At 71.5% G+C, this 23,971-nt stretch carries 20 protein-coding genes and 1 pseudogene; 14 read left to right on the top strand and 7 right to left on the bottom strand.

Features of this window, described 5'->3' with window-relative positions; all coding sequences use genetic code 11:
• Positions 1 to 2 precede the first annotated feature (2 nt).
• A complete protein-coding gene (locus BM288_RS10830; protein ID WP_092918712.1) occupies positions 3 to 905 on the top strand; it encodes a tyrosine recombinase XerC in 903 nt (300 codons plus the stop codon).
• A gap of 90 nt (positions 906 to 995) precedes the next feature.
• Here BM288_RS10830 and BM288_RS10835 read toward each other — a convergent pair.
• Positions 996 to 1,469: pseudogene (locus tag BM288_RS10835) on the bottom strand (murein hydrolase activator EnvC family protein); the annotation flags it as partial.
• 167 nt (positions 1,470 to 1,636) lie between these two features.
• Here BM288_RS10835 and rpsB point away from each other — a divergent pair.
• From rpsB to BM288_RS10875, 8 genes are all read left to right on the top strand, one after another.
• Entirely contained in the window at positions 1,637 to 2,566 is a 930-nt protein-coding gene (rpsB, locus tag BM288_RS10840) for a 30S ribosomal protein S2 (protein ID WP_092918714.1), read from the top strand.
• A gap of 11 nt (positions 2,567 to 2,577) precedes the next feature.
• Positions 2,578 to 3,405 (top strand): translation elongation factor Ts, encoded by an 828-nt coding sequence (gene tsf, locus BM288_RS10845; RefSeq protein WP_092918716.1) that lies wholly within the window; start codon positions 2,578 to 2,580, stop codon positions 3,403 to 3,405.
• A gap of 117 nt (positions 3,406 to 3,522) precedes the next feature.
• Entirely contained in the window at positions 3,523 to 4,236 is a 714-nt protein-coding gene (gene pyrH / locus BM288_RS10850) for a UMP kinase (protein WP_092918718.1), read from the top strand.
• A gap of 42 nt (positions 4,237 to 4,278) precedes the next feature.
• Positions 4,279 to 4,833 (top strand): ribosome recycling factor, encoded by a 555-nt coding sequence (gene frr, locus BM288_RS10855; RefSeq protein ID WP_092918720.1) that lies wholly within the window; start codon positions 4,279 to 4,281, stop codon positions 4,831 to 4,833.
• A 22-nt stretch (positions 4,834 to 4,855) separates the two neighbouring features.
• On the top strand, positions 4,856 to 5,785 hold the full coding sequence (locus BM288_RS10860) for a phosphatidate cytidylyltransferase (RefSeq protein ID WP_092918722.1): 930 nt from the start codon (positions 4,856 to 4,858) through the stop codon (positions 5,783 to 5,785).
• Between the two features lie 31 nt (positions 5,786 to 5,816).
• The gene (locus BM288_RS10865) at positions 5,817 to 6,365 is read left to right on the top strand and encodes a DivIVA domain-containing protein (protein WP_092918724.1); all 549 of its coding nucleotides are present in this window, start codon (positions 5,817 to 5,819) and stop codon (positions 6,363 to 6,365) included.
• 30 nt (positions 6,366 to 6,395) lie between these two features.
• Entirely contained in the window at positions 6,396 to 7,064 is a 669-nt protein-coding gene (locus BM288_RS14675; RefSeq protein ID WP_318255498.1) for an aggregation-promoting factor C-terminal-like domain-containing protein, read from the top strand.
• Positions 7,064 to 7,348 carry a hypothetical protein gene (locus BM288_RS10875; protein WP_092918726.1) on the top strand — a complete coding sequence of 95 codons (285 nt, stop codon included), beginning with the start codon at positions 7,064 to 7,066 and terminating at the stop codon, positions 7,346 to 7,348. The genes BM288_RS14675 and BM288_RS10875 overlap by 1 nt, the downstream gene beginning before the upstream one ends.
• 18 nt (positions 7,349 to 7,366) lie before the next feature.
• Here BM288_RS10875 and BM288_RS10880 read toward each other — a convergent pair whose 3' ends face one another.
• Positions 7,367 to 8,434: an AI-2E family transporter gene (locus tag BM288_RS10880; protein ID WP_092918728.1), complete on the bottom strand. Its 1,068-nt coding sequence runs from the start codon at positions 8,432 to 8,434 to the stop codon at positions 7,367 to 7,369.
• A gap of 184 nt (positions 8,435 to 8,618) precedes the next feature.
• Here BM288_RS10880 and BM288_RS10885 point away from each other — a divergent pair, with 184 nt between their 5' ends.
• Positions 8,619 to 10,505, top strand: a complete 1,887-nt coding sequence (locus BM288_RS10885; RefSeq protein ID WP_143103093.1) for a DUF8094 domain-containing protein — start codon at positions 8,619 to 8,621, stop codon at positions 10,503 to 10,505.
• Positions 10,502 to 11,443, top strand: a complete 942-nt coding sequence (locus tag BM288_RS10890) for a tetratricopeptide repeat protein (protein WP_092918732.1) — start codon at positions 10,502 to 10,504, stop codon at positions 11,441 to 11,443. Before BM288_RS10885 ends, BM288_RS10890 begins: the two co-directional genes overlap by 4 nt.
• 69 nt (positions 11,444 to 11,512) lie before the next feature.
• On the opposite strand, the gene glgB is transcribed toward BM288_RS10890, so the two are convergent.
• Together glgB and BM288_RS10900 are read right to left on the bottom strand one after the other, a co-directional pair.
• Positions 11,513 to 13,702 (bottom strand): 1,4-alpha-glucan branching protein GlgB, encoded by a 2,190-nt coding sequence (glgB, locus tag BM288_RS10895; RefSeq protein WP_092918734.1) that lies wholly within the window; start codon positions 13,700 to 13,702, stop codon positions 11,513 to 11,515.
• On the bottom strand, positions 13,699 to 15,717 hold the full coding sequence (locus tag BM288_RS10900; protein ID WP_177220364.1) for an alpha-1,4-glucan--maltose-1-phosphate maltosyltransferase: 2,019 nt from the start codon (positions 15,715 to 15,717) through the stop codon (positions 13,699 to 13,701). The genes glgB and BM288_RS10900 overlap by 4 nt, the downstream gene beginning before the upstream one ends.
• 61 nt (positions 15,718 to 15,778) lie before the next feature.
• On the opposite strand from BM288_RS10900, the gene glgP reads away from it, so the two are divergent.
• On the top strand, positions 15,779 to 18,316 hold the full coding sequence (glgP, locus tag BM288_RS10905; RefSeq protein ID WP_092918738.1) for an alpha-glucan family phosphorylase: 2,538 nt from the start codon (positions 15,779 to 15,781) through the stop codon (positions 18,314 to 18,316).
• On the opposite strand, the gene glgX is transcribed toward glgP, so the two are convergent.
• Positions 18,301 to 20,484: a glycogen debranching protein GlgX gene (gene glgX / locus BM288_RS10910; protein ID WP_092918740.1), complete on the bottom strand. Its 2,184-nt coding sequence runs from the start codon at positions 20,482 to 20,484 to the stop codon at positions 18,301 to 18,303. The two genes, glgP and glgX, sit on opposite strands and share 16 nt — an antisense overlap.
• Positions 20,485 to 20,504: 20 nt before the next feature.
• Here glgX and BM288_RS10915 point away from each other — a divergent pair, with 20 nt between their 5' ends.
• Both BM288_RS10915 and mnmA read left to right on the top strand, forming a co-directional pair.
• Positions 20,505 to 21,668 carry a cysteine desulfurase family protein gene (locus tag BM288_RS10915; protein ID WP_092918742.1) on the top strand — a complete coding sequence of 388 codons (1,164 nt, stop codon included), beginning with the start codon at positions 20,505 to 20,507 and terminating at the stop codon, positions 21,666 to 21,668.
• Between the two features lie 129 nt (positions 21,669 to 21,797).
• Positions 21,798 to 22,904 carry a tRNA 2-thiouridine(34) synthase MnmA gene (gene mnmA, locus BM288_RS10920; RefSeq protein WP_092919081.1) on the top strand — a complete coding sequence of 369 codons (1,107 nt, stop codon included), beginning with the start codon at positions 21,798 to 21,800 and terminating at the stop codon, positions 22,902 to 22,904.
• 10 nt (positions 22,905 to 22,914) lie between these two features.
• On the opposite strand, the gene BM288_RS10925 is transcribed toward mnmA, so the two are convergent.
• On the bottom strand, positions 22,915 to 23,487 hold the full coding sequence (locus tag BM288_RS10925; protein ID WP_092918744.1) for a hypothetical protein: 573 nt from the start codon (positions 23,485 to 23,487) through the stop codon (positions 22,915 to 22,917).
• Positions 23,488 to 23,495: 8 nt separating this feature from the next.
• The gene (locus BM288_RS10930; RefSeq protein WP_092918746.1) at positions 23,496 to 23,927 is read right to left on the bottom strand and encodes a DUF4383 domain-containing protein; all 432 of its coding nucleotides are present in this window, start codon (positions 23,925 to 23,927) and stop codon (positions 23,496 to 23,498) included.
• Positions 23,928 to 23,971 lie beyond the last annotated feature (44 nt).

Below are 23,971 nucleotides of genomic sequence, written 5' to 3' on the forward strand. Positions count from 1 at the left end.
GGATGCGCATCGACGCGGCGATTGCCGGGTACCTCGACCACCTCGAGCGCGAGCGCGGCTACTCGGCGAACACGGTGCGCGGCTACCGCGGCGATCTGCGCGGCCTCGCCGCGCACTGCGAGCAGGCAGACATCGATGACGCCGCGGCGCTGGAGATCGAGACGCTGCGCGACTGGCTCTTCGCCAGCGCCGAGGCCGGGATCGGCAAGGCGACGATCGCCCGCCGCAGCGCTGCGGCGCGCGGGCTGAGCCGCTGGATCGCCGCGAACGGCGGCACGGACGCGGCCGGCAGGCTGCGCACCCCGAAGCGCGATCGCCACCTGCCGAGAGTGCTCTCGCGACAGGCGATGGATGGGGTGCTCGCCGAGCTCTCGGAGGCGGCGGCCGAAGGGGACGCCGTCGCGCTCCGCGACCTCGCCGTGGTCGAGCTGCTCTACGCCTCCGCGCTCCGCGTGAGCGAGCTCGTCGGCCTTGACATCGACGACGTCGATCTCGAGCGCCTCACGGTGCGGGTGGTCGGCAAGGGATCGAAGGAGCGGGTCGTGCCGTTCGGGCGGCCGGCGCTCGATGCGGTGCTCGACTGGATGCGCGTCGGCCGGGCGCAGCTCGCGAACGCGTCGAAGCCGCATCCGGCCCTCTTCCTCGGCGCGCGCGGCGGCAGGCTCGGTCAGCGCCGCGTGCACGAGCTCGTCACGACGCTGCTGGAGTCACTGCCGGGCTCTGGCCCGCACGGGCCGCACACGCTGCGCCACACGGCGGCGACGCATCTGCTCGACGGCGGTGCCGACCTGCGCGCGGTGCAGGAGATGCTCGGCCATGCGAGCCTCGGGACGACGCAGATCTACACGCACGTCTCGCTCGAGCGGCTCGCCGAGGCCTACCGCACGGCGCACCCGCGCGCCTGACGCCCCCCGCTGCATCGCGCCGCGCTTCGGGGCGCCCATGGGCAGCAGCACCGGGCGCTCGACACCCAGCAGCGTGAGCGGGTCCACGTACTCCCCGTGGAGCCGGGCGCCGAGGTGCAGCCGTGCCGCGCCGGCCGCATGCCCGGGCTGCAGCACGCCGATCTGCTGTCCCCGCTCGACCGCGTCGCCGGCTGCCACCAGCGGTTCGACCGGCTCGAAGCTCGACACCAGACCGCCCTCGTGCTCGATCGAGAGCACCGGGCGCCCGGCCACCGGCCCGGCGAAGCGCACGACGCCGTCCTGCGGGGCGAGCACGGTGGAACCGGCCGACGCGGCGATGTCGATGCCGCGGTGCCCAGGCCCGTAGGGCGTCGCGGGCGCGTCGAAGGCCCGCACCACCTCGTGGGGCTCGACCGGCCAGGCCCAGGGGGCGAGTCCGAGCAGCAGCAGGGCGACGAGGATGCGCATGCGGGCATGGTGCACCGCCGCGGCCGCCGCGCGTGCGGGCGGCGCTCGGTCCGGTGGAGAGTGCGGCGTCGCTGCGCCCCGTGGGACATGTAGCATAGGAGGGCATCGCCTGTGCGATGACTTCGCGCGCCCATCGCGACACCACCTCCATCGGTCCGACTGCTCGAGCCCCGTGCTCGTGCGGATGGCGGAGGCGGGTCAGGGCGCCAGGGGCACGGCCACCGGCCGCGCCGACAGAACCGCAAACCACGAAGGAGGCGGCAATGGCCGTCGTCACCACTCGCCAGCTGCTCGACAGCGGCGTGCACTTCGGGCACCAGACCCGACGCTGGAACCCCAAGATGAAGCGCTTCATCTTCACGGAGCGCTCCGGCATCTACATCATCGACCTGCAGCAGTCGCTCGCCTACATCGACCAGGCCTTCGACTTCGTCAAGGAGACGGTCGCCCACGGCGGCAGCGTGCTCTTCGTCGGCACCAAGAAGCAGGCGCAGGAGTCGATCGCCGAGCAGGCGACGCGCGTGGGCCAGCCCTACGTCAACCAGCGCTGGCTCGGTGGTCTGCTCACGAACTTCAACACGATCTCCAAGCGCCTCAGCCGCATGAAGGAGCTCGAGGAGCTCGACTTCGAAGACACGTCGATCTACACCAAGAAGGAGCTGCTGCTCAAGAAGCGCGAGCTCATCAAGCTGCAGAAGTCGCTCGGCGGCATCCGCAACCTCCAGCGCACGCCGTCGGCCGTCTGGATCGTCGACACGAACAAGGAGCACCTTGCCGTCGACGAGGCCAAGAAGCTGGGCATCCCGGTCATCGCGATCCTCGACACGAACTGCGACCCGGACGACGTCCAGTACCCGATCCCGGGCAACGACGACGCGATCCGCTCCGTCGCGCTGCTGACGAAGATCGTCGCCGACGCCGCGGCCGAGGGCCTCATGCAGCGTCACGGCGGTGGCGACGCCGCCGCCGAGCCGATGGCCGAGTGGGAGCGCGAGCTGCTCGAGCAGCAGGCCGCCGCTCCCGCCGCTGAGGCTGCCCCCGCCGCCGAGGCAGCCCCGACCGCTGAGGTCGCGCCGACCGAGGAGCCGGCTGCTGAGGCTGCCACCGCCGAGGAGCCCGCTGCCGAGGTCGCCGCTGCTGAGGAGACCCCCGCAGAGACCACCGAGGACGTCACCGCGTCCGAGTCCAACTAAGGAGCAGCTGCATGGCCAACATCAGCATCGCCGACCTCAAGATGCTGCGCGAGCAGCTCGGCACCGGCATGAGCGACACCAAGGCCGCCCTCGAGGAGGCCAACGGTGACGTGGAGAAGGCGACGGAGATCCTGCGCCTCAAGGGTGCCAAGGGCAACGCGAAGCGCGCCGACCGCTCGACCAGCGAGGGCCTCGTCGCCACCGCCGAGAGCAACGGTGCGGTCACCATGATCGCGCTGGGCTGCGAGACGGACTTCGTCGCGAAGAACGAGAAGTTCATCACGCTCTCCGAGCGCGTCGTGGCCGCTGTCGCGGCTGCCGGTGCAGCCGACCTCGAGGCTGCGCTTGCGGCCCCGGCCGAGTCGGGCACCGTCCAGTCGATCATCGAGGAGCAGGCCGCCACGCTCGGCGAGAAGATGGAGCTGACCAAGGTCGCCCGTCTCGAGGGCGACGCGCAGGCGGTATACCTGCACCGCACGTCGAAGGACCTGCCCCCGCAGGTCGGCGTGGTCGTCGCCTACACCGGTGACGACGCAGAGACCGCTCGCGCGGTCGCGCAGCACATCGCCATGTTCGACCCGGCCTACGTCACCCGCGACGAGGTGCCGGCCGAGCAGGTCGAGAAGGAGCGCGAGCTCGTCACCGAGATCGCTCGCGGCGAGGGCAAGCCCGAGGGCGCACTGCCGAAGATCATCGAGGGGCGCCTGACGGGCTTCTTCAAGCAGATGGTGCTGCTCGACCAGGACTACGCTCGCGACAACAAGCAGTCGGTCGCGAAGGTGCTCGAGGCCGCCGGCCTCACGGTCACCGGCTTCGCCCGATTCAAGGTCGGCGCGTAGCCAGCGCAACGCACGACGAAGGCCGGGGGAGACCCCGGCCTTCGTCGTCTCCGCAGACGCGCACGCGGTAGGCTTCTGCACGGTCCGCGCTCGGGCCGCGACCCCCAGGAGGAGCCCATGTCTGCACAGCCGCGCCGTCGAGTTCTCCTGAAGCTCTCCGGGGAGGCGTTCGGCGCAGGCAGCCTCGGCGTGAACCCGGATGTGGTGCAGGCGATCGCCCGCCAGATCGCCGACGCGGCGGCGACGGTCGAGATCGCGATCGTCGTCGGCGGCGGCAACTTCTTCCGCGGCGCCGAGCTCAGTCAGCGCGGCATGGAGCGCGGTCGCGCCGACTACATGGGCATGCTCGGCACCGTGATGAACGCGCTCGCACTCCAGGACTTCCTCGAGCAGGCCGGTGCGGAGACCCGCGTGCAATCGGCCATCCAGATGACCCAGGTTGCGGAGCCGTACATCCCGCGCCGTGCCTCGCGCCACCTCGAGAAGGGCCGCGTCGTGATCTTCGGCGCAGGCGCGGGACTGCCGTACTTCTCGACCGACACGGTCGCGGCGCAGCGCGCGCTCGAGATCGGCGCCGACCAGGTGCTGGTCGCGAAGAACGGCGTCGACGGCGTCTACTCGGCAGACCCGAAGCATGACCCCGAGGCGACGCGCTACGAGGAGATCACCTACCAGGAGGCGCTCGTGCGCGGCCTCAAGGTGGTCGACTCGACCGCGTTCAGCCTCTGCATGGACAACCGCATGCCCATGCGCGTCTTCGCCATGGACGGCGACGATCAGCTGCGCCGCGCCATCCTGGGCGAGACGGTCGGCACGCTCGTGCGGGCCTGAGCGCCCAACCCCCATAGACTCGACAGCGAGGGAAGGAACCACGTGATCAGCGATGTGCTGGCTTCGGCCAAGGAGAAGATGACGCAGTCCATCGAGGTCGCGAAGGACGACTTCCAGACGGTGAGCGCCGGTCGCGCCAACCCGGCGCTGTTCCAGCGGCTGAACGTCGACTACTACGGCTCGCCGACGCCGCTCGTGCAGCTGGCTTCGTTCCAGCAGCCCGAGGCGCGAACGCTGATCATCACCCCGTTCGACAAGAGCGCCCTGAAGGAGATCGAGCGCGCGATCGTCGCAGCGCCGCATCTCGGCGTGACGCCCAACAACGACGGCACCATCGTGCGCATCACCATGCCGGAGCTCACCGAGGAGCGCCGCAAGGACTACGTGAAGATCGTCAAGGACAAGGCCGAGCAGGCCCGGGTCGCGGTGCGCAACGTGCGCCGCCAGGCCATGACCGACCTCGAGAAGCTCAAGGGCGAGGTCGGCGACGATGAGATCGCCCGCGCCGAGAAGGATCTCGAGGCTGCCACGAAGCAGGCCGTCGACGGCATCGACGAGGCCCTGAAGAAGAAGGAAGCCGAGCTCCTCGAGGTCTGATCGAGGAGTCGGGAGGCGACGCATGCGACGCGAGCATCGGAGCGGCGCCGAGATCGAGGCGCAGATCCAGGCGCAGATCAGTGCCGCCCGTGATCAGATCGAGGCGACCCGCGCCCGCGTGAACAAGCGCACCGGTCGCAACATGGCGGCCGCGATCGGCATCGCCCTGGTGCTCGGCGGTGCACTGCTCGCCAGCCTGCTGTGGGTCAAGACGCTGTTCATGGTCTTCGCGGTCGTGCTCATCGGCTTCGCGCTGTACGAGCTCGCCAGCGCACTGCGCTTCGCAGGCCGCGACGTCCCGCGCGTGCCGCTGGTGCTGCTCGGCTGCGCGATCCTGCCCGTCACCTGGTACTTCGGCGCCGCCGGCATGTGGTGGTCCACGCTCGGAGCGGTCGCGATCGTCGGGATCGTGCGCCTCGTCGAGCTCGCCGATCCGTCGACGCGCACCGGCAGGGGAGACGTTTTCGCCGACATCACGGCCGGCGCGCTGTGCATCGCGTACGTCGCAGTGCTGGGCGGCTTCACCGTGCTCCTCACCGCGCAGGACGGCGGCCACTGGTGGATCCTGGCCATGATCGTGATGACGACGGTCATCGACACCGGCGCGCTGGCCGTCGGCGTGTGGCTCGGCAAGCACAAGCTCGCTCCGCGCATCAGCCCCGGAAAGACCTGGGAGGGCCTGCTGGGCGGTGCTGCGTTCGCCGTCGCCGCCGGCATCCCGCTGTCGATCTGGATGCTGGGGCAGGAGTGGTGGTTCGGCCTCATCCTCGCCGCGCTGCTCGCGGTGAGCGCCACCGTCGGCGACCTCGCCGAGTCGCTGATCAAGCGCGATCTGGGCATCAAGGACATCGGCTCGTTCCTCCCCGGGCACGGCGGCTTCCTCGATCGGCTCGACTCGATCCTGCCCAGCGCGGTGGTCATGATGGCCCTCTTCCAGGTGACGCACGCGTGAGCCGCAGGGCGCCGCTGGCATGATGGGGACGATGAGCACGTTCCCGAAGGCCCGCCGGTCGCAGCAGGGCTACGACATCGAGGAGGTCGAAGACTTCCTCGAGGATGCTCGTCGCGCCTACGCGACCGATGCCCGAGCTGCGACAGCGATCGACTCCTCGGCGATCCGCCGGATGAGCTTCACGATGCAGAAGGGCGGCTACTCGCCGGCCCACGTCGACGCCGCGCTCGAGCGCCTCGAAGAGGCCTTCGCCCGCCGCGAGCACGAGCGGGGCATCCTCGAGCACGGCGAGGAGCAGTGGTACGCGAAGGTGCGTGAGCGCGCCCGCGAGGCGCTGGACACGCTGCAGCGCGCGGACGGCGGGCGCTTCCGCCGCGTCAGCAGGATCTCGCGCGGCTATCGCATCGTGGAGGTCGACCGCTTCGCCGCCCGGATCGCCGACTACCTGCAGGACGGTCCGGAGATCAGCGCCCGCGAGGTGCGCACCGCGCAGTTCGAAGCCCAGTTCGGCGGCTATGACGAGGACGAGGTCGACGCCCTGCTCGACACCGTAGTGAGCCTGATGCTGGCGGTGCGCTGACGGCACCACCCTGGGCTTCGTTACCGTTCCGTGATAACGTCGATCCTCGTGTTCACTCGCTCCTCCCATGCTTCCGCGCGCAAGACGCGCACCCGTGGCGTGCTCTCGGGGCTGTCGCTGCTGGCCGCTGCCGGCTTCGTGCTCGTGACGCTGGCGGCGAGCCCAGGCGCACAGGTGATGGCCGAGCCGGCCTCCCTGCCGAGCGAGAACCGTCCTGGTCAGGCACTCGATGCGATCACCGGCTCGCAGACCGCGCTCGTGCGCGACGAGATCGTGGTGCACACCCCGACTCCCACCCCCACGCCGACTCCTGAGCCGGTCGCGGCCGCGCCGTCCGGCGGCGGCGGGGGTGCTGCTGCCGCATCCATCGCCATCCCGCGCGCCGCGGCGCCGAACCCCGGCAGCGCACAGGCCGTCGCGCGCGAGATGGTGCTCGCGCGGGGCTGGGGCGAGGACCAGTACGCCTGCCTCTACAACCTGTGGCAGCGCGAGTCGAACTGGAACGTCTACGCCCAGAACCGCTCGAGCGGCGCGTACGGCATTCCCCAGGCGCTGCCCGGGTCGAAGATGGCCACAGCCGGCGCCGACTGGCAGACCAACGCCGTCACGCAGATCTCCTGGGGCCTCGGCTACATCTCCGGCCGCTACGGCACCCCCTGCGGCGCCTGGGGCCACTCGCAGTCGGTCGGCTGGTACTGATGCCTGCGCGGCGGCCGAAGCGTCGCGCGCAGCCCTACGTGCCGCTCGACGTCGACCGCCTCATGCAGGGCACCGCGCGCGTCGAGCGCCGCGCAACCGGCGAATGGCACGTGCAGCCGATGTCCGAGCGGAGCTCCGTGAAGGACTACGCATGCCCCGGATGCGGTGGCACGGTCGCCGCGGGCACGGCCCACGTGGTCGTGTGGCGGGCGGATTCGATCTTCGGCGAGCGTGCGGTCGAGGAGCGGCGCCACTGGCACACCGGCTGCTGGCGCGCGAACTGATCGCTCGCGCTCTGGCTGCTACTTCGCGTCCTGCCTCGGGATCACGACTTCCTTGAGGATCAGCTGGATGGCGGCGGCGACCGGGATGGCGACGAGTGCGCCCAGGATGCCCAGCAGTGTGCCGCCGATGAGGGCGGAGAGCACGACCACGACACCTGGCACCTTCACGGCGCGGTTCATGATCTGCGGGCTGATCACGTAGGCCTCGACCTGCATGTAGATGAGGTAGTAGATCGCGACCGGCAGCGCCGTCTGCGGGCCGTCGAGCAGCAGCACGAGCAACGAGATCACCACGGATGCGGAGATCGTGCCGATCAGCGGGATGGTCGACGCGATGAGCGCGACGAAGGCATACACGACCGCGAGCTCGGAACCGACGATGGAGAGCATGATGAACGACAGCACGCCGTTGCACAGCCCCAGGAAGCCCTGACCGAGGACGAACCGGCCGACCGACTGCATGACCTGCTCGGCGATCTCGATGAACTTCGGGCGCGAGGAGGCGGGCACCAGGCGGTACATGCCCGACTTCAGCGACGGCAGCGAGCCCGTGAAGTACAGCATCAGGACCACGACGATGAAGACGCCGCCGAGCGTGAACGCCAGCTGCCCGACGCCGTTGACGATCGCGCCGGCGACCTCGGCCACCCACGGCGGCAGCGACGACCAGGTGTTGAAGTCGGTGAGGGCGCTGGTGAGCTGCTCCAGAGCCATGTCGACGTCGAACTGCGGGAAGGTCTCGCGCACCCAGTCGAAGAAGCCCTCGAGCGCGCCGCCCTCGATCTCGGAGACGATCGACTGGATGAGCTGCGTGAACTGGGCGACGATCGTCGGGATGATCAGCCAGACGGCGCCCACGGCGATGCCGAGGATCAGCACGAAGACGAGCAGCACGGCGCCCCAGCGCGGCACCCTCCGCTTGATCAGGATCTGGATGAGCGGCTCGACGCCCAGCGCCAGGAAGATGCCGGCGAACGCCCAGACGAGCACGGTGCTGATCTGCTGGATGCTGGCGCCGATGGCAATGGCCAGCAGCACTCCCAGCCCGCCCGCGAGGCCGAGGAGGAATCCGTTCCTGATCTTCACACCCCGCATCCTAAGGTGCCGCGGGCGGCGGCCCCGGCAGGCACGCGGCCCCCGGATGGCGCGAATCGGGCCACCTCCGGTACCCTGGAGGCTTGCCTGCCGGGCGCGGTCCATCGAAACGGCCAGTCAACGATCTCGGCGAGCGTGAAAGGACCCCTGACTCGTGCGATACATCCTCGCGGCCGTGAGCCTCGTGATCTCGCTCGTCCTGCTCGGCCTCGGCATCGGACAGCGCACCATCTGGGCGCCGCCGGACTCGATCGTCTCGCAGCTCGAGCAGCCCACGGACGCCCAGCTCATCGTGTTCTCCGGTGAGACCCTCAACACCCACGACGGCCGGCAGACGCTGACCATCACCGATGACGGCCCGGTGACGGCCGTCGTCGGCCGCGACCACGACGTGCTCGGCTGGATCGGTGACACCCGCTATGCGGCAGCGCAGCTCGACGACCAGGACTCGCTCACGCTTGACGAGCAGGGCAGCGACACGGAGCCCGTGCCGGCGATCGCCGGCAACGACATGTGGATCGAGGTGCACGAGGGCGAGGGGCGCCTGCAGTTCGACATCGACCTGCCGGTCGGATTCTCGATCGCCATCGCCGGCGAGCCGGGCACCCCGGCACCGGCGGATGTGCGCGTCGACTGGCCGTTCGACGCGAAAACTCCGCTCTTCGGTCCGCTGATGACCGCCGGACTCGTCTTCCTCGCGCTGGCACTGCTGTTCTTCCTGCTGGCACTGCGCAGTCATCGCCGTCGCCGCGGTCCGCAGCGCCGCTCCCATCGGGACCTCAGCCGCTCGGAGCGGCGCGCGCTGCAGCGCGACGCGCGCGCCGGACTGCCGCTGCCCGATCGCGCGATCGAGCCCACCGCATCCGCCGATGGCGAACAGGGAGCGATCGATCCGGCGACCGCCGAGCCCGAGGTCGGGGAGCCCCCCGTCAGCGAGCCCGAGACCGGCGATCCCGAGACGCGACCGGAGCAGGAGCGTGGCACGGCCGAACGTCGCGCCGCATCGCGCACCCGCCGCCGCGTCGGGCTGATCGCCATCCCGGTGCTTGCGTCGATCGCGCTGACCGGCTGCGGGCCGCAGTACTGGCCGAGCCCCGCGCCGACCGACACGGCGGCCGAGCCGACGCCGACGAGCCTCGAGGAGACGCTGCCGCCGGTGGCGCTCACCGAGAATCAGTTCGAGCGGGTGCTCGAGAGCACCCGCGCCATCGTGGGCCAGGCAGACGAGGACCTCGACGCCGTGACCGCCGCGCGTCGGCTCGCGGGGCCCATGCTGGCGGCGCGGCAGACGAACTACCAGATCCGATCGCAGAGCGAGGACGCCGAGGCGCTGCCCGGCATCCCCGACGGCGAGGTGCAGCTGCTGCTGCCCCAGCAGACCGAGGCCTGGCCACGCACCGTGATGGCCGTGGTCGCGTGGGAGAACGCCGAGCAGGCGCAGTCGACACTGGTGTTCGAGCAGGCGGAGCCGCGCGCGAACTACCGGCTGATCTACCAGACGACCCTCGGCTCCGGCGTGCAGCTGCCGGCCGTGGCGAGCCCGACCATCGGCGCCGCGAGCCTGCCGGACAACACCGTGCTGCTGCAGCGCCAGCCGGGCGAGATCACGATGGCGTACGCCGACGTGCTGCTCAACGGCGAGGAGTCGGAGTTCGCATCCTGGTTCCAGGAGGAGGGCGATGCGCTGCGCGAGCAGATCGGCAAGGCGTACAAGGACGAGCAGCGCGCCAACCCGGACCTCGAGCTGACGAACCTGGAGTGGTTCAACGGCGAAGACGAATCGGCGCCGATGATGCTGGTCACGAACGACGGCGGCGCGCTGCTGGCCACGTCGTTCACCGAGACGCAGCGCACCACGCCCACCGAAGAGGGCGTCGAGGTGTCGGCTTCGGCCGGTGCCGCGATCCTCGCCGGTGTCGACCAGTCGGAGACCGGCATCGAGCAGACCTACCAGATCCAGGTGCTCTTCGCGGTGCCGCCTGCAGGCGCGCCGGAGGGCGCCCGCATCCAGGTGGTCGGCTACGCGCAGTCGCTGCTGGACGCACGAGAGGTACAGGAATGACACAGGAGCATCTGCCCGCATCGATCGGCGGAGCCGTCGACCTGTCGGCGCTCGCCGCGCGGCACGCGCAGGCGGCAGCACCGCAGTCTGAGGCTGCGGCCACCGGGGCACCCGGCGTGGTCATCTCCGTCTCCGACGCCGACCTCGAGCAGGTCGTCGAGCTCTCGAACCGAGTGCCGGTGCTGATCGCGATCGTCGCGGAGTGGAGCGAGCCGAGCACGCAGCTGACGCCGATGCTCGAGCGGCTCGTCCAGGCGCAGCGCGGCAGGCTCGTGCTCGCGAAGGTCGACGCCGACCGCAGCCCGCAGATCGTGCAGGCGTTCCAGGCGCAGTCCGTGCCCACCGTCGCCGCGGTGATCGCGGGCCGTCCCGCGCCGCTGTTCACCGGCGCGCAGCCGGAGGAGCAGATCGCCGACGTGCTCGCGCAGGTGCTCGAGTTCGCGGCCCAGCAGGGCGTCACCGGCAGCGTGCCGATGGGCGAGGGCGCCGAGGGCGACGAGGTGCAGGAGCCGGCTCCCGCGTCGGTGCCGCCGCTGCATCAGGAGGCCTACGACGCCATCGACGCCGGCGACCTCGAGGCGGCGATCAGCGCGTTCGAGAAGGCGATCGCGCAGAATCCGCGCGACGCGGAGGCCATCGCCGGCCTCGCTCAGGTGCGGCTGCTGACCAGGCTGCAGGGCAAGGGCACCGAGGAGATCCGTGCTGCCGCAGCGGCGGCCCCCGCCGACGCGCAGGCCCAGATGCTGGTCGCCGACCTCGACCTCTCCGGCGGCCACGTGGAGGACGCGTTCCTGCGCATGCTCGACCTGATGGGCTCGCTCACCGGCGACGAGAAGCAGGACGTGCGGCTGCGGCTGCTCGACCTGTTCGAGATCGTCGGCCTCGACGACCCGCGCGTGAACGCGGCCCGCAAGCGGCTGACGACGCTGCTCTACTAGGCGGCGGCGCCGGTCCCGACGCCCGAGACGGGCGTCGGCGCTGGGGTCGCGGCGTAGGCCCGCGAGGGCCTACGCCTGCAGCTCCACCGCGCGCGGCTTCAGGATCAGCCCCGCCAGCGGCGGGATCGTGAGCGTCGCCGACGCCGGTCGGCCGCCCCAGGGCTCCGCCACGGCGTGCACGGTGCCGAGGTTGCCGACGCCCGATCCGCCGAACTCGACCGCATCCGAGTTCACGATCTCTTCCCACTCGCCCGCGAACGGCAGCCCCATCCGGTAGCCCTCGACAGGCCTGCCCGAGAAGTTCACGATCGCCGCGACCGGGTCGCCGCCCGCCCCCCAGCGCAGGAACGCGACGAGGTTGTCGGCGGAGTTGCCGCCGTCGATCCACTCGAAGCCACCCGGCTCGTTGTCGCGCAGCCAGAGCGCCTCGGTGTCGCGGTAGACGCGGTTGAGCTGGGAGACGAGCGACATGAGGCCGCGGTGCACCGGCTGGTCGAGGATCCACCAGTCGAGTCCGCGCGCCTCGCTCCACTCGCTCGGCTGCCCGAACTCCTGCCCCATGAACAGCAGCTGCTTGCCGGGGTGCGCCCACATGAACGTCAGGTAGGCGCGCACCGAGGCGAGCTTCTGCCACTGGTCACCGGGCATCTTGCCCAGCAGGGAGCCCTTGCCGTGCACGACCTCGTCGTGGCTGATCGGCAGCAGGAACTGCTCGGAGAAGGCGTACAGGAACGAGAATGTGATGTCGCCGTGGTGGTGCGAGCGGTACATCGGGTCGACCGCCATGTACTGCAGCGTGTCGTGCATCCAGCCCATGTTCCACTTCAGGCCGAAGCCGAGGCCGGATGCGTCGGTCGGCTTCGTCACGCCGGGCCAGGAGGTGGATTCCTCGGCGATCATGATGACGCCCGGGCAGCGGCGGTAGACGGTGGCGTTGACCTCCTGCAGCAGCGCGATCGCCTCGAGGTTCTCGCGACCGCCGTGCACGTTGGGCAGCCACTCGCCCTCCTTGCGGGAGTAGTCGAGGTAGAGCATCGATGCCACCGCGTCGACGCGCAGGCCGTCGATGTGGAACTCCTCCATCCAGTAGACAGCGTTCGCCACCAGGAAGTTCTTCACCTCCGGGCGCCCGAAGTCGAACACGTGGGTGCCCCAGTCGGGCTGGTCGCCGCGCCGCGGGTCAGGGTGCTCGTAGAGCGCCTGCCCGTCGAAGCGCGCGAGCGCCCACTCGTCCTTGGGGAAATGGCCCGGCACCCAGTCCATCAGCACGCCGTAGCCGGCGCGGTGCAGCCGGTCGATCAGGTAGCGCAGGTCGTCCGGGTGGCCGAAGCGGCTGGTGGGAGCGAAGTAGCCGGTCACCTGATAGCCCCAGGACGGCCCGTAGGGATGCTCGGCGAGCGGCATGAACTCGACGTGCGTGAAGCCGGTCTCCTCCAGGTGCTCGATGAGCGCATCGGCCATCTCCCGGTAGCCGAGCCCTGGCCGCCATGAGCCGAAGTGCAGCTCGTAGACCGACATGGGGGAGTTGTGGGGGTCCTTCGCAGCCCGGGACCGCATCCAGTCGTCGTCGCTCCAGACGAAGCGGCTGGTGCCGACCTTCGAGGCGGTGGCCGGCGGCACCTCGGTGTAGCGCGCCATCGGGTCGGCGCGCGTCACCCAGCCGTGATCGGTCAGGATCTCGTACTTGTAGGCGCTGTGCTCGAGCTCGCCCGGCACGAACAGCTCCCAGACACCGGAGGCGCCCATGGTGCGCATCGGGTGCGAGCGCCCCACCCAGTCGTTGAAGTCGCCGATGATGCGCACGGCCCGCGCGTTCGGCGCCCAGACGGCGAACGAGGCCCCGGCCACGCCCTCGTGCTCGCGCAGCCGCGAGCCGAGCACCTGCCAGGCCTGCTCGTGCCGGCCCTCGCGCCACAGGTGCAGGTCGAGCTCGCCGAGCGTGGGCGTGAAGCGGTACGGGTCCTCGCTCTCCCACGCGGCCTCGTCGCCGTCGTAGGCGGTGAGCAGGCGGTAGGGGCGGATGGGTCCGGTCACGACGGCGCGCCACAGACCGTGCCCGAGGTGCTCCATGGGCGTCTCGGCCTGGCCGGTGTCGGTCTCCGTCAGCACGGTGACCGCCTCCGCGAGGTGTCGGACGGCTCGCACGACGTGCGACGTGCCGGGCACCGCCGACGCGTCGGCATGCGCGCCGAGCAGGTCGTGCGGGGCCGGGTGCGCGCCCTCTGCCAGCTGCTGGATGGTCGCCTCGTCGAGCATCATGCCCCCAAGCGTCGCACGTGGATGACGTGCGCGGGCTCGACGAACGCGTCGAGCCGCACGAAGTTGTGGTCGCTCCAGTGCCACGTCTCGCCGGTGATGAGGTCATGCGCCTCGAAGCTCTCGCCCGGGCGCAGGCCCAGCTTCGCCAGGTCGAGGTGCACGGTCGTCTGCCTGGCGGAGTGCGGGTCGACGTTGGCGACGACGATGATCGTGTCGTCCTCGCCGGAGGCGGTGAAGCGGCCCTCCACACGCTTCGAGTACACCAGGATCGCGTCGTCGTCGGACCAGTGCACGTCGAGCGCCCACAGCTGCCGGATCGCGGGGTGCTCGGCGCGGATCTCGTTGAGCCGGGTGATGTACGGCGCGATGGTGGTGCCGTTGCGCGCCGCTCGCTCCCAGTCTCGGGGCCGGTACTCGTACTTCTCGTTGTCGATGGCCTCCTCGGCGCCGGGCCGGGCGACATCCTCGATCAGCTCGTAGCCGGCGTACATGCCCCAGGTGGGCACGGCGGTGGCGGCGATCGCGGCCCGCACCTTGAAGGCGGGCACGCCGCCGAACTGCAGGTACTCGGTGAGGATGTCGGGCGTGTTCACCCAGAAGGCAGGCTTGAACCACGCGGCCTGCTCACCGGTGACCTCGCGCAGGTACTCCTCGAGCTCGGCCTTCGTGTTGCGCCAGGCGAAGTACGTGTACGACTGCTGGAAGCCCACCTTGCCGAGCGCCTGCATCATCGCCGGGCGGGTGAAGGCCTCGGCGAGGAAGACGATGTCGCCGTGCTTCGCGTTCACCTCGCCGATCACGTGCTCCCAGAACCACAGCGGCTTCGTGTGCGGGTTGTCGACGCGGAAGATGCGCACGCCGCAGCCGACCCACAGGTCGATGATGCGCAGCACCTCGGCGACGATGCCGGCCGGGTCGTTGTCGAAGTTGACCGGGTAGATGTCCTGGTACTTCTTCGGCGGGTTCTCGGCGAAGGCGATCGTGCCGTCGGGCAGCGTGGTGAACCACTCCGGGTGCGCACTCACCCACGGGTGATCCGGGGCCGCCTGGAGGGCGAGGTCCATGGCCACCTCGAGCCCCGCATCCGCCGCCTTCTCCACGAACGCGCGGAAGTCGTCGATCGTGCCGAGGTCGGGATGGATGGTGTCGTGGCCGCCGTGCTTCGAGCCGATCGCCCAGGGGCTGCCGGGGTCGCCCGGCTGCGGGGTGAGCGTGTTGTTCGGCCCCTTGCGGTTGACCTCGCCGATCGGGTGCACGGGCGGCAGGTAGAGCACGTCGAAGCCCATCGCCTTCACCGCCGGCAGCCGCTTCGCCGCAGTCGCGAAGGTGCCCGACTGCCAGGAGCCGTCGGCGCGCTGCACGGCGCCCTCGGAGCGGGGGAAGAGCTCGTACCAGGCGCCGACGCCCGCGCGGGTGCGCTCGACCTTCAGCTGCAGGGTCTCGGATGCGGTGACCAGGGAGCGGGGCCGGTGGCGGTCGATCGCGCCCAGGATGTCGGGGTCGTTCACCGATGCCCAGCGCTGCAGCACCGGCACCGCGGTGGTCGCGATCGCCTTCGCGGCACCGGCGAGCAGGGTGGCGTCGGCGCCCGTCGCGTCGCGGGCCGCGCGAGCGAGCAGCTGGGAGCCCATCGTCGCCATCAGTTCGGCGTCGATGTCGGCGGCGATCTTGATCTCGGCGTTGTGGTGCCAGGTCGCCCACTCATCGGCCCAGGCCTCGACGTGCCAGCTCCACAGGCCCTGCTCGTCGACCAGCGCGTGCGCCCGGTGGCGGTCGAGGCCGTCGTGCAGCGGCTCCATCGGCACGCGCGTCTCAGTGCCGCCGGGGGAGCGCAGCACGAGCGTCACGCCGATGCGGTCGTGGCCCTCGCGGAAGGCCGCCGCCTCGAACGGCACGACGTCGCCCACCACCGCCTTGGCAGGAAAGCGGTTGCCGGGCTGCTGCGGGTGCAGGTCGAGCACCGGGATCCGGCCGGAGAGCACCTGAACGGGGACTGCTTCGCTTGTCTTCGCCACGGCCTCAACCTACCGAGTGCCGGCCGTGAGCGGCCAGAGCCCGCCGCTAGGCTCGGGGACTGTGAGAGCTATCCGCCGGTTCACCGTCCGCACTTCCCTCCCCGCTCGGCTCGCGCGCCTCGACGCGCTGTCGGCCAATCTGCGCTGGTCGTGGCACGAGCCCACGCGCGAGCTGTTCCGCGAGATCTCGCTCGACGGCTGGCGCGCCACCGGGCACGACCCGGTGCAGCTGCTCGGCTGGGTCGGCACCGAGCGGCTCGAGCAGCTCGCCCAGGACGACGACTTCGTCGCCCGCGTGGACGCGCTCGCCGACGACCTCGACGACTACCTCTCGCAGGCGCGGTGGTATCAGTCGCTCGAGGACGTGCCCGAGTCGATCGCCTACTTCTCGCCCGAGTTCGGCATCACGAGCGCCCTGCCGCAGTACTCCGGCGGCCTCGGCATCCTGGCCGGCGACCACCTGAAGGCGGCCAGCGACCTGGGCGTGCCGATCGTCGGCGTCGGCCTGTTCTACCAGGCCGGCTACTTCAAGCAGGCGATCTCGCGGGAGGGCTGGCAGCAGGAGTCGTACCCGGTGCTCGACCCCGACGGCCTGCCGCTGAAGATCCTGCGGGGCGCCGACGGCACGCACGCGACCGTCGCGCTCGCGCTGCCCGGCGGGCGCACGCTGCACGCGCGCATCTGGCAGGCCACCATCGGCCGTGTGCCGCTGCTGCTGCTCGACACCAACATCCACGAGAACAGCGACGAGCTGCGCACCGTCACCGACCGGCTCTACGGCGGCGGCGGCGAGCAGCGCCTCCAGCAGGAGCTGCTGCTGGGCATCGGCGGCGTGCGCGCGCTCGCGGTCTACAGCGAGCTCACCGGTGCGCCGGCCCCGGCGGTCTACCACTCGAACGAGGGCCACGCCGGCTTCCTCGGCATCGAGCGCATCTCGCGGCTGATCGCCGAGGGGCTGGGCTTCGACGAGGCGCTGCAGGTCGTGCGCGCCGGCACCGTCTTCACGACCCACACGCCCGTGCCCGCCGGCATCGACCGCTTCGACGTCGAGCTGGTGCGCAGCCACCTCTCCGGCGACCTCGTCCCGGACGTCGACGTGGCGCGAGTGCTCGAGCTGGGCCGCGAGGAGGATCCGGCGATCTTCAACATGGCGCAGCTGGGCTTCTCGCTCGCGCAGCGCGCCAACGGCGTCTCGCAGCTGCACGGCAAGGTCTCGCGGCGCATGTTCGCCAGCCGCTGGCCCGGCTTCGACCCGGAGGAGGTGCCGATCACCTCCGTCACGAACGGCGTGCATGCGCCCACCTGGACCTCGCCCATCCTCAAGCACCTGGCCGAGCGCGAGCTCGGCACGCTCGACACCACGCGCTGCGACTGGGACTCGGATGCGGTCTCCGACGAGACGCTCTGGGCGGTGCGCCGCGAGATGCGCGAGGCGCTCGTGCAGGAGGCGCGCGAGCGCACCCGCGTCAAGCACGTGCGCAACGAGGGCACGGCACCGCGCTGGGTCGACGAGATGCTCGACCCGGATGTGCTGACGATCGGCTTCGCCCGCCGGGTGCCGACCTACAAGCGGCTCACGCTCATGCTGCACGACCGCGACCGGCTGCGCTCGCTGCTGACGCACCCCGAGCGGCCGGTGCAGCTCATCATCGCCGGCAAGTCGCATCCTGCCGACGAGGCGGGCAAGGCGCTCATCCAGGAGCTCGTGCGCTTCTCGCAGGAGCCGGACGTGCGCGGTCGCATCGTCTTCCTCGAGAACTACGACATCTCGATGGCGAAGTCGCTCTACCCGGGCTGCGACGTCTGGCTCAACAACCCGCTGCGCCCGCTCGAGGCGTGCGGCACCTCCGGCATGAAGGCGGCGCTCAACGGCTCGCTCAACCTGTCGATCCTCGACGGCTGGTGGGAGGAGTACTTCGACGGCAAGAACGGCTGGGCGATCCCCTCCGCGCACGAGCAGATGGATGCCGCCGAGCGCGATGCCTTCGAGGCCAACGCCCTCTACGAGCTGATCGAGCACCAGGTCGCGCCGCGCTACTACGACCGCGACGAGCGCGGTCTGCCGACGGCCTGGATCGCCTCGATCCGCCACACGCTCGCCGCGATGAGCCCCGAGCTCTCGGCCGAGCGCATGCTGGCCGAGTACGTCGACCGGCTCTACGCGCCGGCGGCGAAGGCGGCGGCGATCGCGGCCGCCGACGAGGCCCGCGCCGCCCGCGACTTCGCGGACTGGACCGGGCGGATGCGCGACGGCTTCGGGCAGGTCGAGGTGCAGCACGTGGAGGTCGACGGCGTCGACGTGCCGCCGGTGATCGGCGACGAGGTGCGCGTGCGTGCGTTCGTCGAGCTGGGGTCGCTGCGCGCCTCGGATGTGACGGTCGAGGTGGTCGCCGGCACGATCACCGAGGAGGGCGACCTGCGCCACACGCGCCGGTTCGCGCTCGAGCCGGTGGGCGCTGAGGGCATGGCGCAGCGCTTCGAGTCGGCGATCACCATGCCGGCCGCGGGCACCTTCGGCTACACCGTGCGCGTGGTGCCGAGGCACCCGATGCTCGCCTCCGATGCCGAGTTGGGGCTGGTCGCCTACGCCAAGGTCTGATCGGCCGGGGGGTCCGCGCTCGGCGGCCCCGGTTCGTCGGCCCCAGGCGCGGGCTCCTCGAGCGCGGGCGGCGACGGCGGGGTGCGCAGCACCATGACGGTCGCCGCTGGCTCGCCGTCCGTCGGCAGGCCGTGCACGGCGTAGACCCGCATGCTCATGGCGGTCATCGGCACGCGGGCGCCCGGCTCGATGCGCTCGTCGTCGTGGTGGTCGGCGGCGGAGTCCCAGAGCAGCTCGAGCTCCGTCGCGCCGTCGGTCTGCGGGGTGACGACGAGGGTGTCGCGCGGCGAGCCGTGGAAGATCACCAGCACGCGCGAGTAGGGCTCGCCCAGCGGCGTCGACTCGGCGAGCATCTGCATGGTGCGCTCGTGCGAGTGGTCCCAGTCGTCGATCGTCATCGGCTCGCCCGCGGCGTTGCACCACTCCAGGTGCGAGGAGCCGGCGACGCGCTGCGCGCTCTGGCCGAACCAGAGCGGCCGCAGCGCCGGGTGCTCGCGGCGCAGCTGCAGCAGGCGCTTCGTCTGGGCGAGGAACGACTCCTGCCAGTCCTTGCGATCCCAGCGCATCCAGGTCAGTGCCGAGTCCTGGCAGTAGGCGTTGTTGTTGCCGCGCTGCGAGCGTCCGAACTCGTCGCCCATCGTGAGCATCGGCACGCCGGCCGAGACCAGCAGGGTGCCGAGCAGGTTGCGCATCGAGCGGCGCCGATCCAGCTGCACGCCGACGTCCTCCGTGCGGCCCTCGACGCCGTGGTTGAACGAGCGGTTGCTGTCGGTGCCGTCGCGGTTGTCCTCGCCGTTGGCCTCGTTGTGCTTACGGTCGTAGCGCACCAGGTCGGTGAGCGTGAAGCCGTCGTGAGCGGTGATGAGGTTGACGCTCTCGAGCGGCCCGCGCCGACTGTGGAAGAGCCCGGCCGAGCCGGAGACGGCGTGCGCGAGCGGGCCGACCCCGGTCGAGCCGGCGCCGCCGTGCCGGAAGGCGCGCAGGTCGCTGAGCCAGAAGTCGCGCACGGTGTCGCGGAAGCGGTCGTTCCACTCGCTGAAGCCGGCGGGGAAGGAGCCGGTCCTCCAGCCGTCGGGACCGAGGTCCCAGGGCTCGGCGATCATCGTCGCCTCGACCAGCTCCGGCTCCGAGAGGATGCGCTGCAGCAACGGGTGCTCGGCGTCGAAGTGGCCGTCGGCGCCGCGGCCGAGCACCGGGGCGAGGTCGAAGCGGAAGCCGTCGACGCCCATCTCGCGGTGCCAGTAGGTGAGCGAGTCGATCACCAGATCCTGCGCGGCGGGCAGCGAGAAGTCGATCGTGTTGCCGCAGCCGGTCCAGTCGATCAGCGAGCCGTCGCCGTGCACGCGGTAGTAGGAGGCGTTGTCGATCAGCCGCAGGCTCGAGGGCGGGCCGCCGAGCCCCTCCTCGGAGGTGTGGTTGTAGACCACGTCGAGCGCGACCTGCAGGCCCGCCTCGTGCAGCAGCCGCACCATGCCCTTGAACTCGCGCAGCACGCCGCCGGTGCCGTCGAACTGCGCGCGGCGCGAGGCGTAGGCGCCGTGCGGGGCGAAGAACGAGAGCGTGTTGTAGCCCCAGTAGTTCACGCGCCCCTGCTGGATGAGCCGCTGCTCGGAGACGAACAGGTGCACCGGCAGCAGCTGCACGGTCGTGACGCCGAGCTCCTTGAGGTACCGGAGGGTCGACGGATGCGCGAGGCCGGCGTAGGTGCCGCGCAGCTCGGGCGGCATGTGCGGGCTGAGCTTCGTGAGCCCCTTGACGTGCGCCTCGTAGATCACCTGCCGGTCGAGCGGGACCTCGGGCCGCGGCACCCCGCCCCAGTCGAAGGCGTCGTCGATGACGGTCGCGCGGTGCTGGCCGTGCGGGGTGCGCACGACGCCGCGCGCGTGCGGCGGCAGGGCGTTGCGGGTCCAGTCGAAGGCATGGCCGGGCCCCTCGGGCCCGTCGATGCCGAGCGCGTACGGCGTGCCGGCGGGCAGCCGGTCGGTCTCGACGACGAACACATCGCCCTGCCGCTGCATCGGGATCGCATCCAGCAGCCAGTCGGGGTCGTGGCGGTCGAACAGCCGCAGCTCCATGCGCTCCGCGTGCTGCGACCACACGGTGAGCCGCTGGCCGCCCTCGATGCGCTCGAGCCCGCGGGCACGCTCCAGAGACTGCACCTGCACCACGCGCTCTAGGCTATGGGGTCATGCGGCTCTTCGATCACGCCGCCGCCACGCCCATGCGCGAGACGGTGCGGCAGGCGCTCGCGAGTGCCGAGCCGCTCGCCAATCCGGCGTCGACCCACCGCGAGGGCCAGCGCGCCCGCGCCGTGCTCGAGGATGCGCGCGAGCGGCTCGCCGCGACGCTCGGCGCACACCCGACCGAGGTGATCTTCACCTCCGGCGGCACCGAGTCGATCAACCTGGCGCTCAAGGGCGCCTGGTGGGCGGCGCGCGCCGCAGGCGGGTCCGGCGCAGGTGGCCTCGGTGCTCCGAACCGCGGCGCCATCGTCGTGCCGGTCGCCGAGCATCACGCGACGCTCGACGCGGTCGAGTGGCTCGAGCGGCAGGGCGCCGAGCTGCGCTGGGTCGGCGTCGACGCGCACGCCGTGACCGACCACGAGGCCTTCGCGACGGCCCTCGTCGACGGCGGCACCGCATCCGTCGCCACCATGCTCGTCGCCAGCAACGAGCTGGGCTCCCTGCAGCCGATCGGCGCGGTGGCGGATGCGTCGGCGCGCGCAGGCGTGCCGCTGCACCTCGACGCCGTGGGCGCGTTCGGGCACCTGCCGGTGCGGTTCGCCGAGACGGGCGCCTCGCTGATGAGCGTCGCGAGCCACAAGATCGGGGGGCCGCACGGCGTCGGCGCGCTGCTGGTGCGGCGCGATGCGAAGCTGGAGGCGCTGCATCACGGAGGCGGGCAGCAGCGCGGGCTGCGCTCGGGCACGCAGGATGCGCTGGGTGCGTCGCTGTTCGCGCTCGCCGCGGAGGAGGCGCTCGCGGAGCTCGACGCCGAGTCGGCGCGGCTGCGCGGGCTGACCGAGCGCATCCTGGCCGCCGTCGCAGACCTGCCGGGCGTGCGGGTGCTCGCGACCGACGAGCGACTGCCGCACATCGCTCACTTCGTCGTCGATGGAGCGCAGGGGGAGTCGCTGCAGTTCCTGCTCGATGAGGCCGGCTTCGCGGTCTCGAACGGCTCGGCCTGCTCGGCGGGCGTCTCGCGCGAGAGCCACGTGGTGCGCGCGTGCGGTCTCGAGGGGGTCGCCCCGCTGCGCATCTCGCTCGGCCGCACCACGACCGCCGCCGACGCCGACGCGCTGCTGGCTGCACTGCCCGCCGCGATCGAGCGCGCCCGCGCACTCTCGCGCTGACGCATCCGCCTCGGTTGCGGTTCTGCGTCCCAGTGGACGCCCACAAGGGCGCAGAACCTGAACCGGCGAGCGGCGCCGCTACCCTTGATGGGCAGAACGCCGCGATGAACAGAGTGCAGGGAGGTGCGCATGAAGGTGCTGGCAGCCATGTCGGGCGGGGTCGACTCCGCCGTCGCAGCCGCGCGCGCCGTCGACGCCGGGCACGAGGTCGTCGGCGTGCACCTGGCGCTCAGCCGCATGCCCGGCACCCTGCGCACCGGCAGCCGCGGCTGCTGCACCGTCGAGGACGCGATGGATGCGCGCCGCGTCGCCGACCGGCTCGGCATCCCGTTCTACGTCTGGGACTTCTCCGAGCGCTTCCACGCCGACGTGGTGCAGGACTTCGTCGACGAGTATGCCGCGGGCCGCACGCCGAACCCCTGCCTGCGCTGCAACGAGAAGATCAAGTTCGAGGCGCTGCTCGACCGCGCGATCGGGCTCGGCTTCGACCGCGTCGTCACCGGGCACTACGCGCGCGTCGAGCATCCCGCGTCGGGCGTCGAGCTCCACCGCGCCGCCGACTGGGCGAAGGACCAGTCGTACGTGCTGGGCGTGCTCACCGCCGAGCAGCTCGCGCACTGCTGGTTCCCGCTCGCGTCGACGCCCACCAAGGCAGAGGTGCGCGCCGAGGCGGCAGAGCGCGGCTTCCTGCTGGCGCAGAAGCCCGACAGCCACGACATCTGCTTCATCCCCGACGGCGACACCCGCGGCTTCCTCGCCGAGCGGCTCGGCTCCGACCCCGGGGAGATCGTCGACCGCGACGGCGCCGTCGTCGGCAGCCACGAGGGCGTGCACGGCTACACCGTCGGCCAGCGCCGCGGCATGGCGCTCGGCGTGCCCTCGCCCGACGGCCGCCCGCGCTTCGTGCTCGAGGTGAAGCCCTCCACCCGTCAGCTGGTCGTCGGGCCGAAGGAGGCGCTCGCCGTCTCGCGCCTGGCCGGCACCCGCATCTCCCACGCCGGCGCACCGCATCCGGATCTCGCCGACGGCCTCGACATCGAGGTGCAGATCCGCGCGCACGCCGATCCGGTGCCCGCTCACGCGCGCATGGTCGGCGACGAGCTCGTCATCGACGCGGTCGACCCGCTCACGGGCGTCGCGACCGGCCAGTCGGCCGTGCTCTACCTCGGCACCCGGGTGCTCGGGCAGGTGACGATCGACCGGACGGTCGCCGCCGACGAGCTGGTGGGCGGCTGACAAGCCCCACTCAGTGGTGGCCGTGGTGCTCGAGCAGCGACTCGTCGATCGCCGGGGCGTCGCCCTCGTGGACCTGTTGCACCGCACCGTGCCCGCCGTGCCCGTCGTGCTCACCGTGGGGCACCGCGTAGCGGCCCGCCTCGGTGCCGGCCAGCGCGGCGGTCGCCACGGCGGCCACGACAGTCGCGGAGGCGGCGATCGACAGCAGCGCGGGCACGGCGCGAGGCTCGTCGCTGCCTGCCGGATGCGGGCGGGCCAGCAGTGCGGCGGCGGCGAGTGCGAGCGCGCTCTCACCGAGCATGGGCCCGAGCGGCAGCACCGCGGCCGCCCCGGGCAGCGCCGCGAGCGCGGCGACCCACGCGACCGTCGGCAGCGCGAGCGGTGCGAGGACGGCGACGGCCGGCAGCGGGCGCCCGCGCAGCGCCAGCACGGCCACCACGCCCTGCCCGAGACCGGCCGCCACCAGGGGCAGCGCCAGCCATGGCACCGCGGCGAGGGCAGAGGGAGCGGCGCCCACCGCCAGTGCGACGAGCGCCGCCCCGAGCGCCGCGACGGCCCCCGCCATCCGCAGCAGCGCAGCCATCATCGCTCCTACGCCGTCGCGCGCTGGGCGCTCGTGCTGCGGTCGAGCGCGAGCCCGGTGCCGAGCAGCACGATGGCCGAGGCGAGGTGCAGGATGTGGTCGGCCGTGTTGAGCGCCAGGATGTTGAAGGCGGTGCCGACCAGGAAGAAGCCGACCACGCCGAGCAGCAGGTAGACGGCGCCGACGGTGAGGTTCACGCCCTTGGCGGCGGGCGTGCTGCGCAGCCCGGCGAACAGCAGCGCCGCGCCGATCGCGAGGTGGGCGATGTTGTGCAGGTGGTTCACCTGGAAGATGCCGAGCAGCAGGCCGCCCTCGGGGCCCGCGAAGTTGCCGCCGGCGACGAACAGGCCGAGCACGCCCACCAGCAGGTAGACGGCGCCGAAGATCGTGGCGACGAGTCGGTTGGGGGCCCGTCGGTCTCGGTCGGTGAACTGCGTCATGACTCCTCCTTCATTCGTGGCCGTTGCCGGCGTGCGCGCCGCCA

The organism is Agrococcus baldri (genome assembly GCA_900114805.1).
Classification (GTDB): domain Bacteria; phylum Actinomycetota; class Actinomycetes; order Actinomycetales; family Microbacteriaceae; genus Agrococcus; species Agrococcus baldri.

Excerpts from the sequence above, each read along its gene's own strand:
- BM288_RS10830 (WP_092918712.1), top strand. The coding sequence starts at position 3 with ATGCGCATCGACGCGGCGATTGCCGGGTACCTCGACCACCTCGAGCGC.
- rpsB (WP_092918714.1), top strand. The coding sequence starts at position 1,637 with ATGGCCGTCGTCACCACTCGCCAGCTGCTCGACAGCGGCGTGCACTTC.
- tsf (WP_092918716.1), top strand. The coding sequence starts at position 2,578 with ATGGCCAACATCAGCATCGCCGACCTCAAGATGCTGCGCGAGCAGCTC.
- pyrH (WP_092918718.1), top strand. The coding sequence starts at position 3,523 with ATGTCTGCACAGCCGCGCCGTCGAGTTCTCCTGAAGCTCTCCGGGGAG.
- BM288_RS10860 (WP_092918722.1), top strand. The coding sequence starts at position 4,856 with ATGCGACGCGAGCATCGGAGCGGCGCCGAGATCGAGGCGCAGATCCAG.
- BM288_RS10865 (WP_092918724.1), top strand. The coding sequence starts at position 5,817 with ATGAGCACGTTCCCGAAGGCCCGCCGGTCGCAGCAGGGCTACGACATC.
- BM288_RS10875 (WP_092918726.1), top strand. The coding sequence starts at position 7,064 with ATGCCTGCGCGGCGGCCGAAGCGTCGCGCGCAGCCCTACGTGCCGCTC.
- BM288_RS10890 (WP_092918732.1), top strand. The coding sequence starts at position 10,502 with ATGACACAGGAGCATCTGCCCGCATCGATCGGCGGAGCCGTCGACCTG.
- glgB (WP_092918734.1), bottom strand. The coding sequence starts at position 13,702 with ATGATGCTCGACGAGGCGACCATCCAGCAGCTGGCAGAGGGCGCGCAC.
- BM288_RS10915 (WP_092918742.1), top strand. The coding sequence starts at position 20,505 with ATGCGGCTCTTCGATCACGCCGCCGCCACGCCCATGCGCGAGACGGTG.
- mnmA (WP_092919081.1), top strand. The coding sequence starts at position 21,798 with ATGAAGGTGCTGGCAGCCATGTCGGGCGGGGTCGACTCCGCCGTCGCA.
- BM288_RS10925 (WP_092918744.1), bottom strand. The coding sequence starts at position 23,487 with ATGGCTGCGCTGCTGCGGATGGCGGGGGCCGTCGCGGCGCTCGGGGCG.
- BM288_RS10930 (WP_092918746.1), bottom strand. The coding sequence starts at position 23,927 with ATGACGCAGTTCACCGACCGAGACCGACGGGCCCCCAACCGACTCGTC.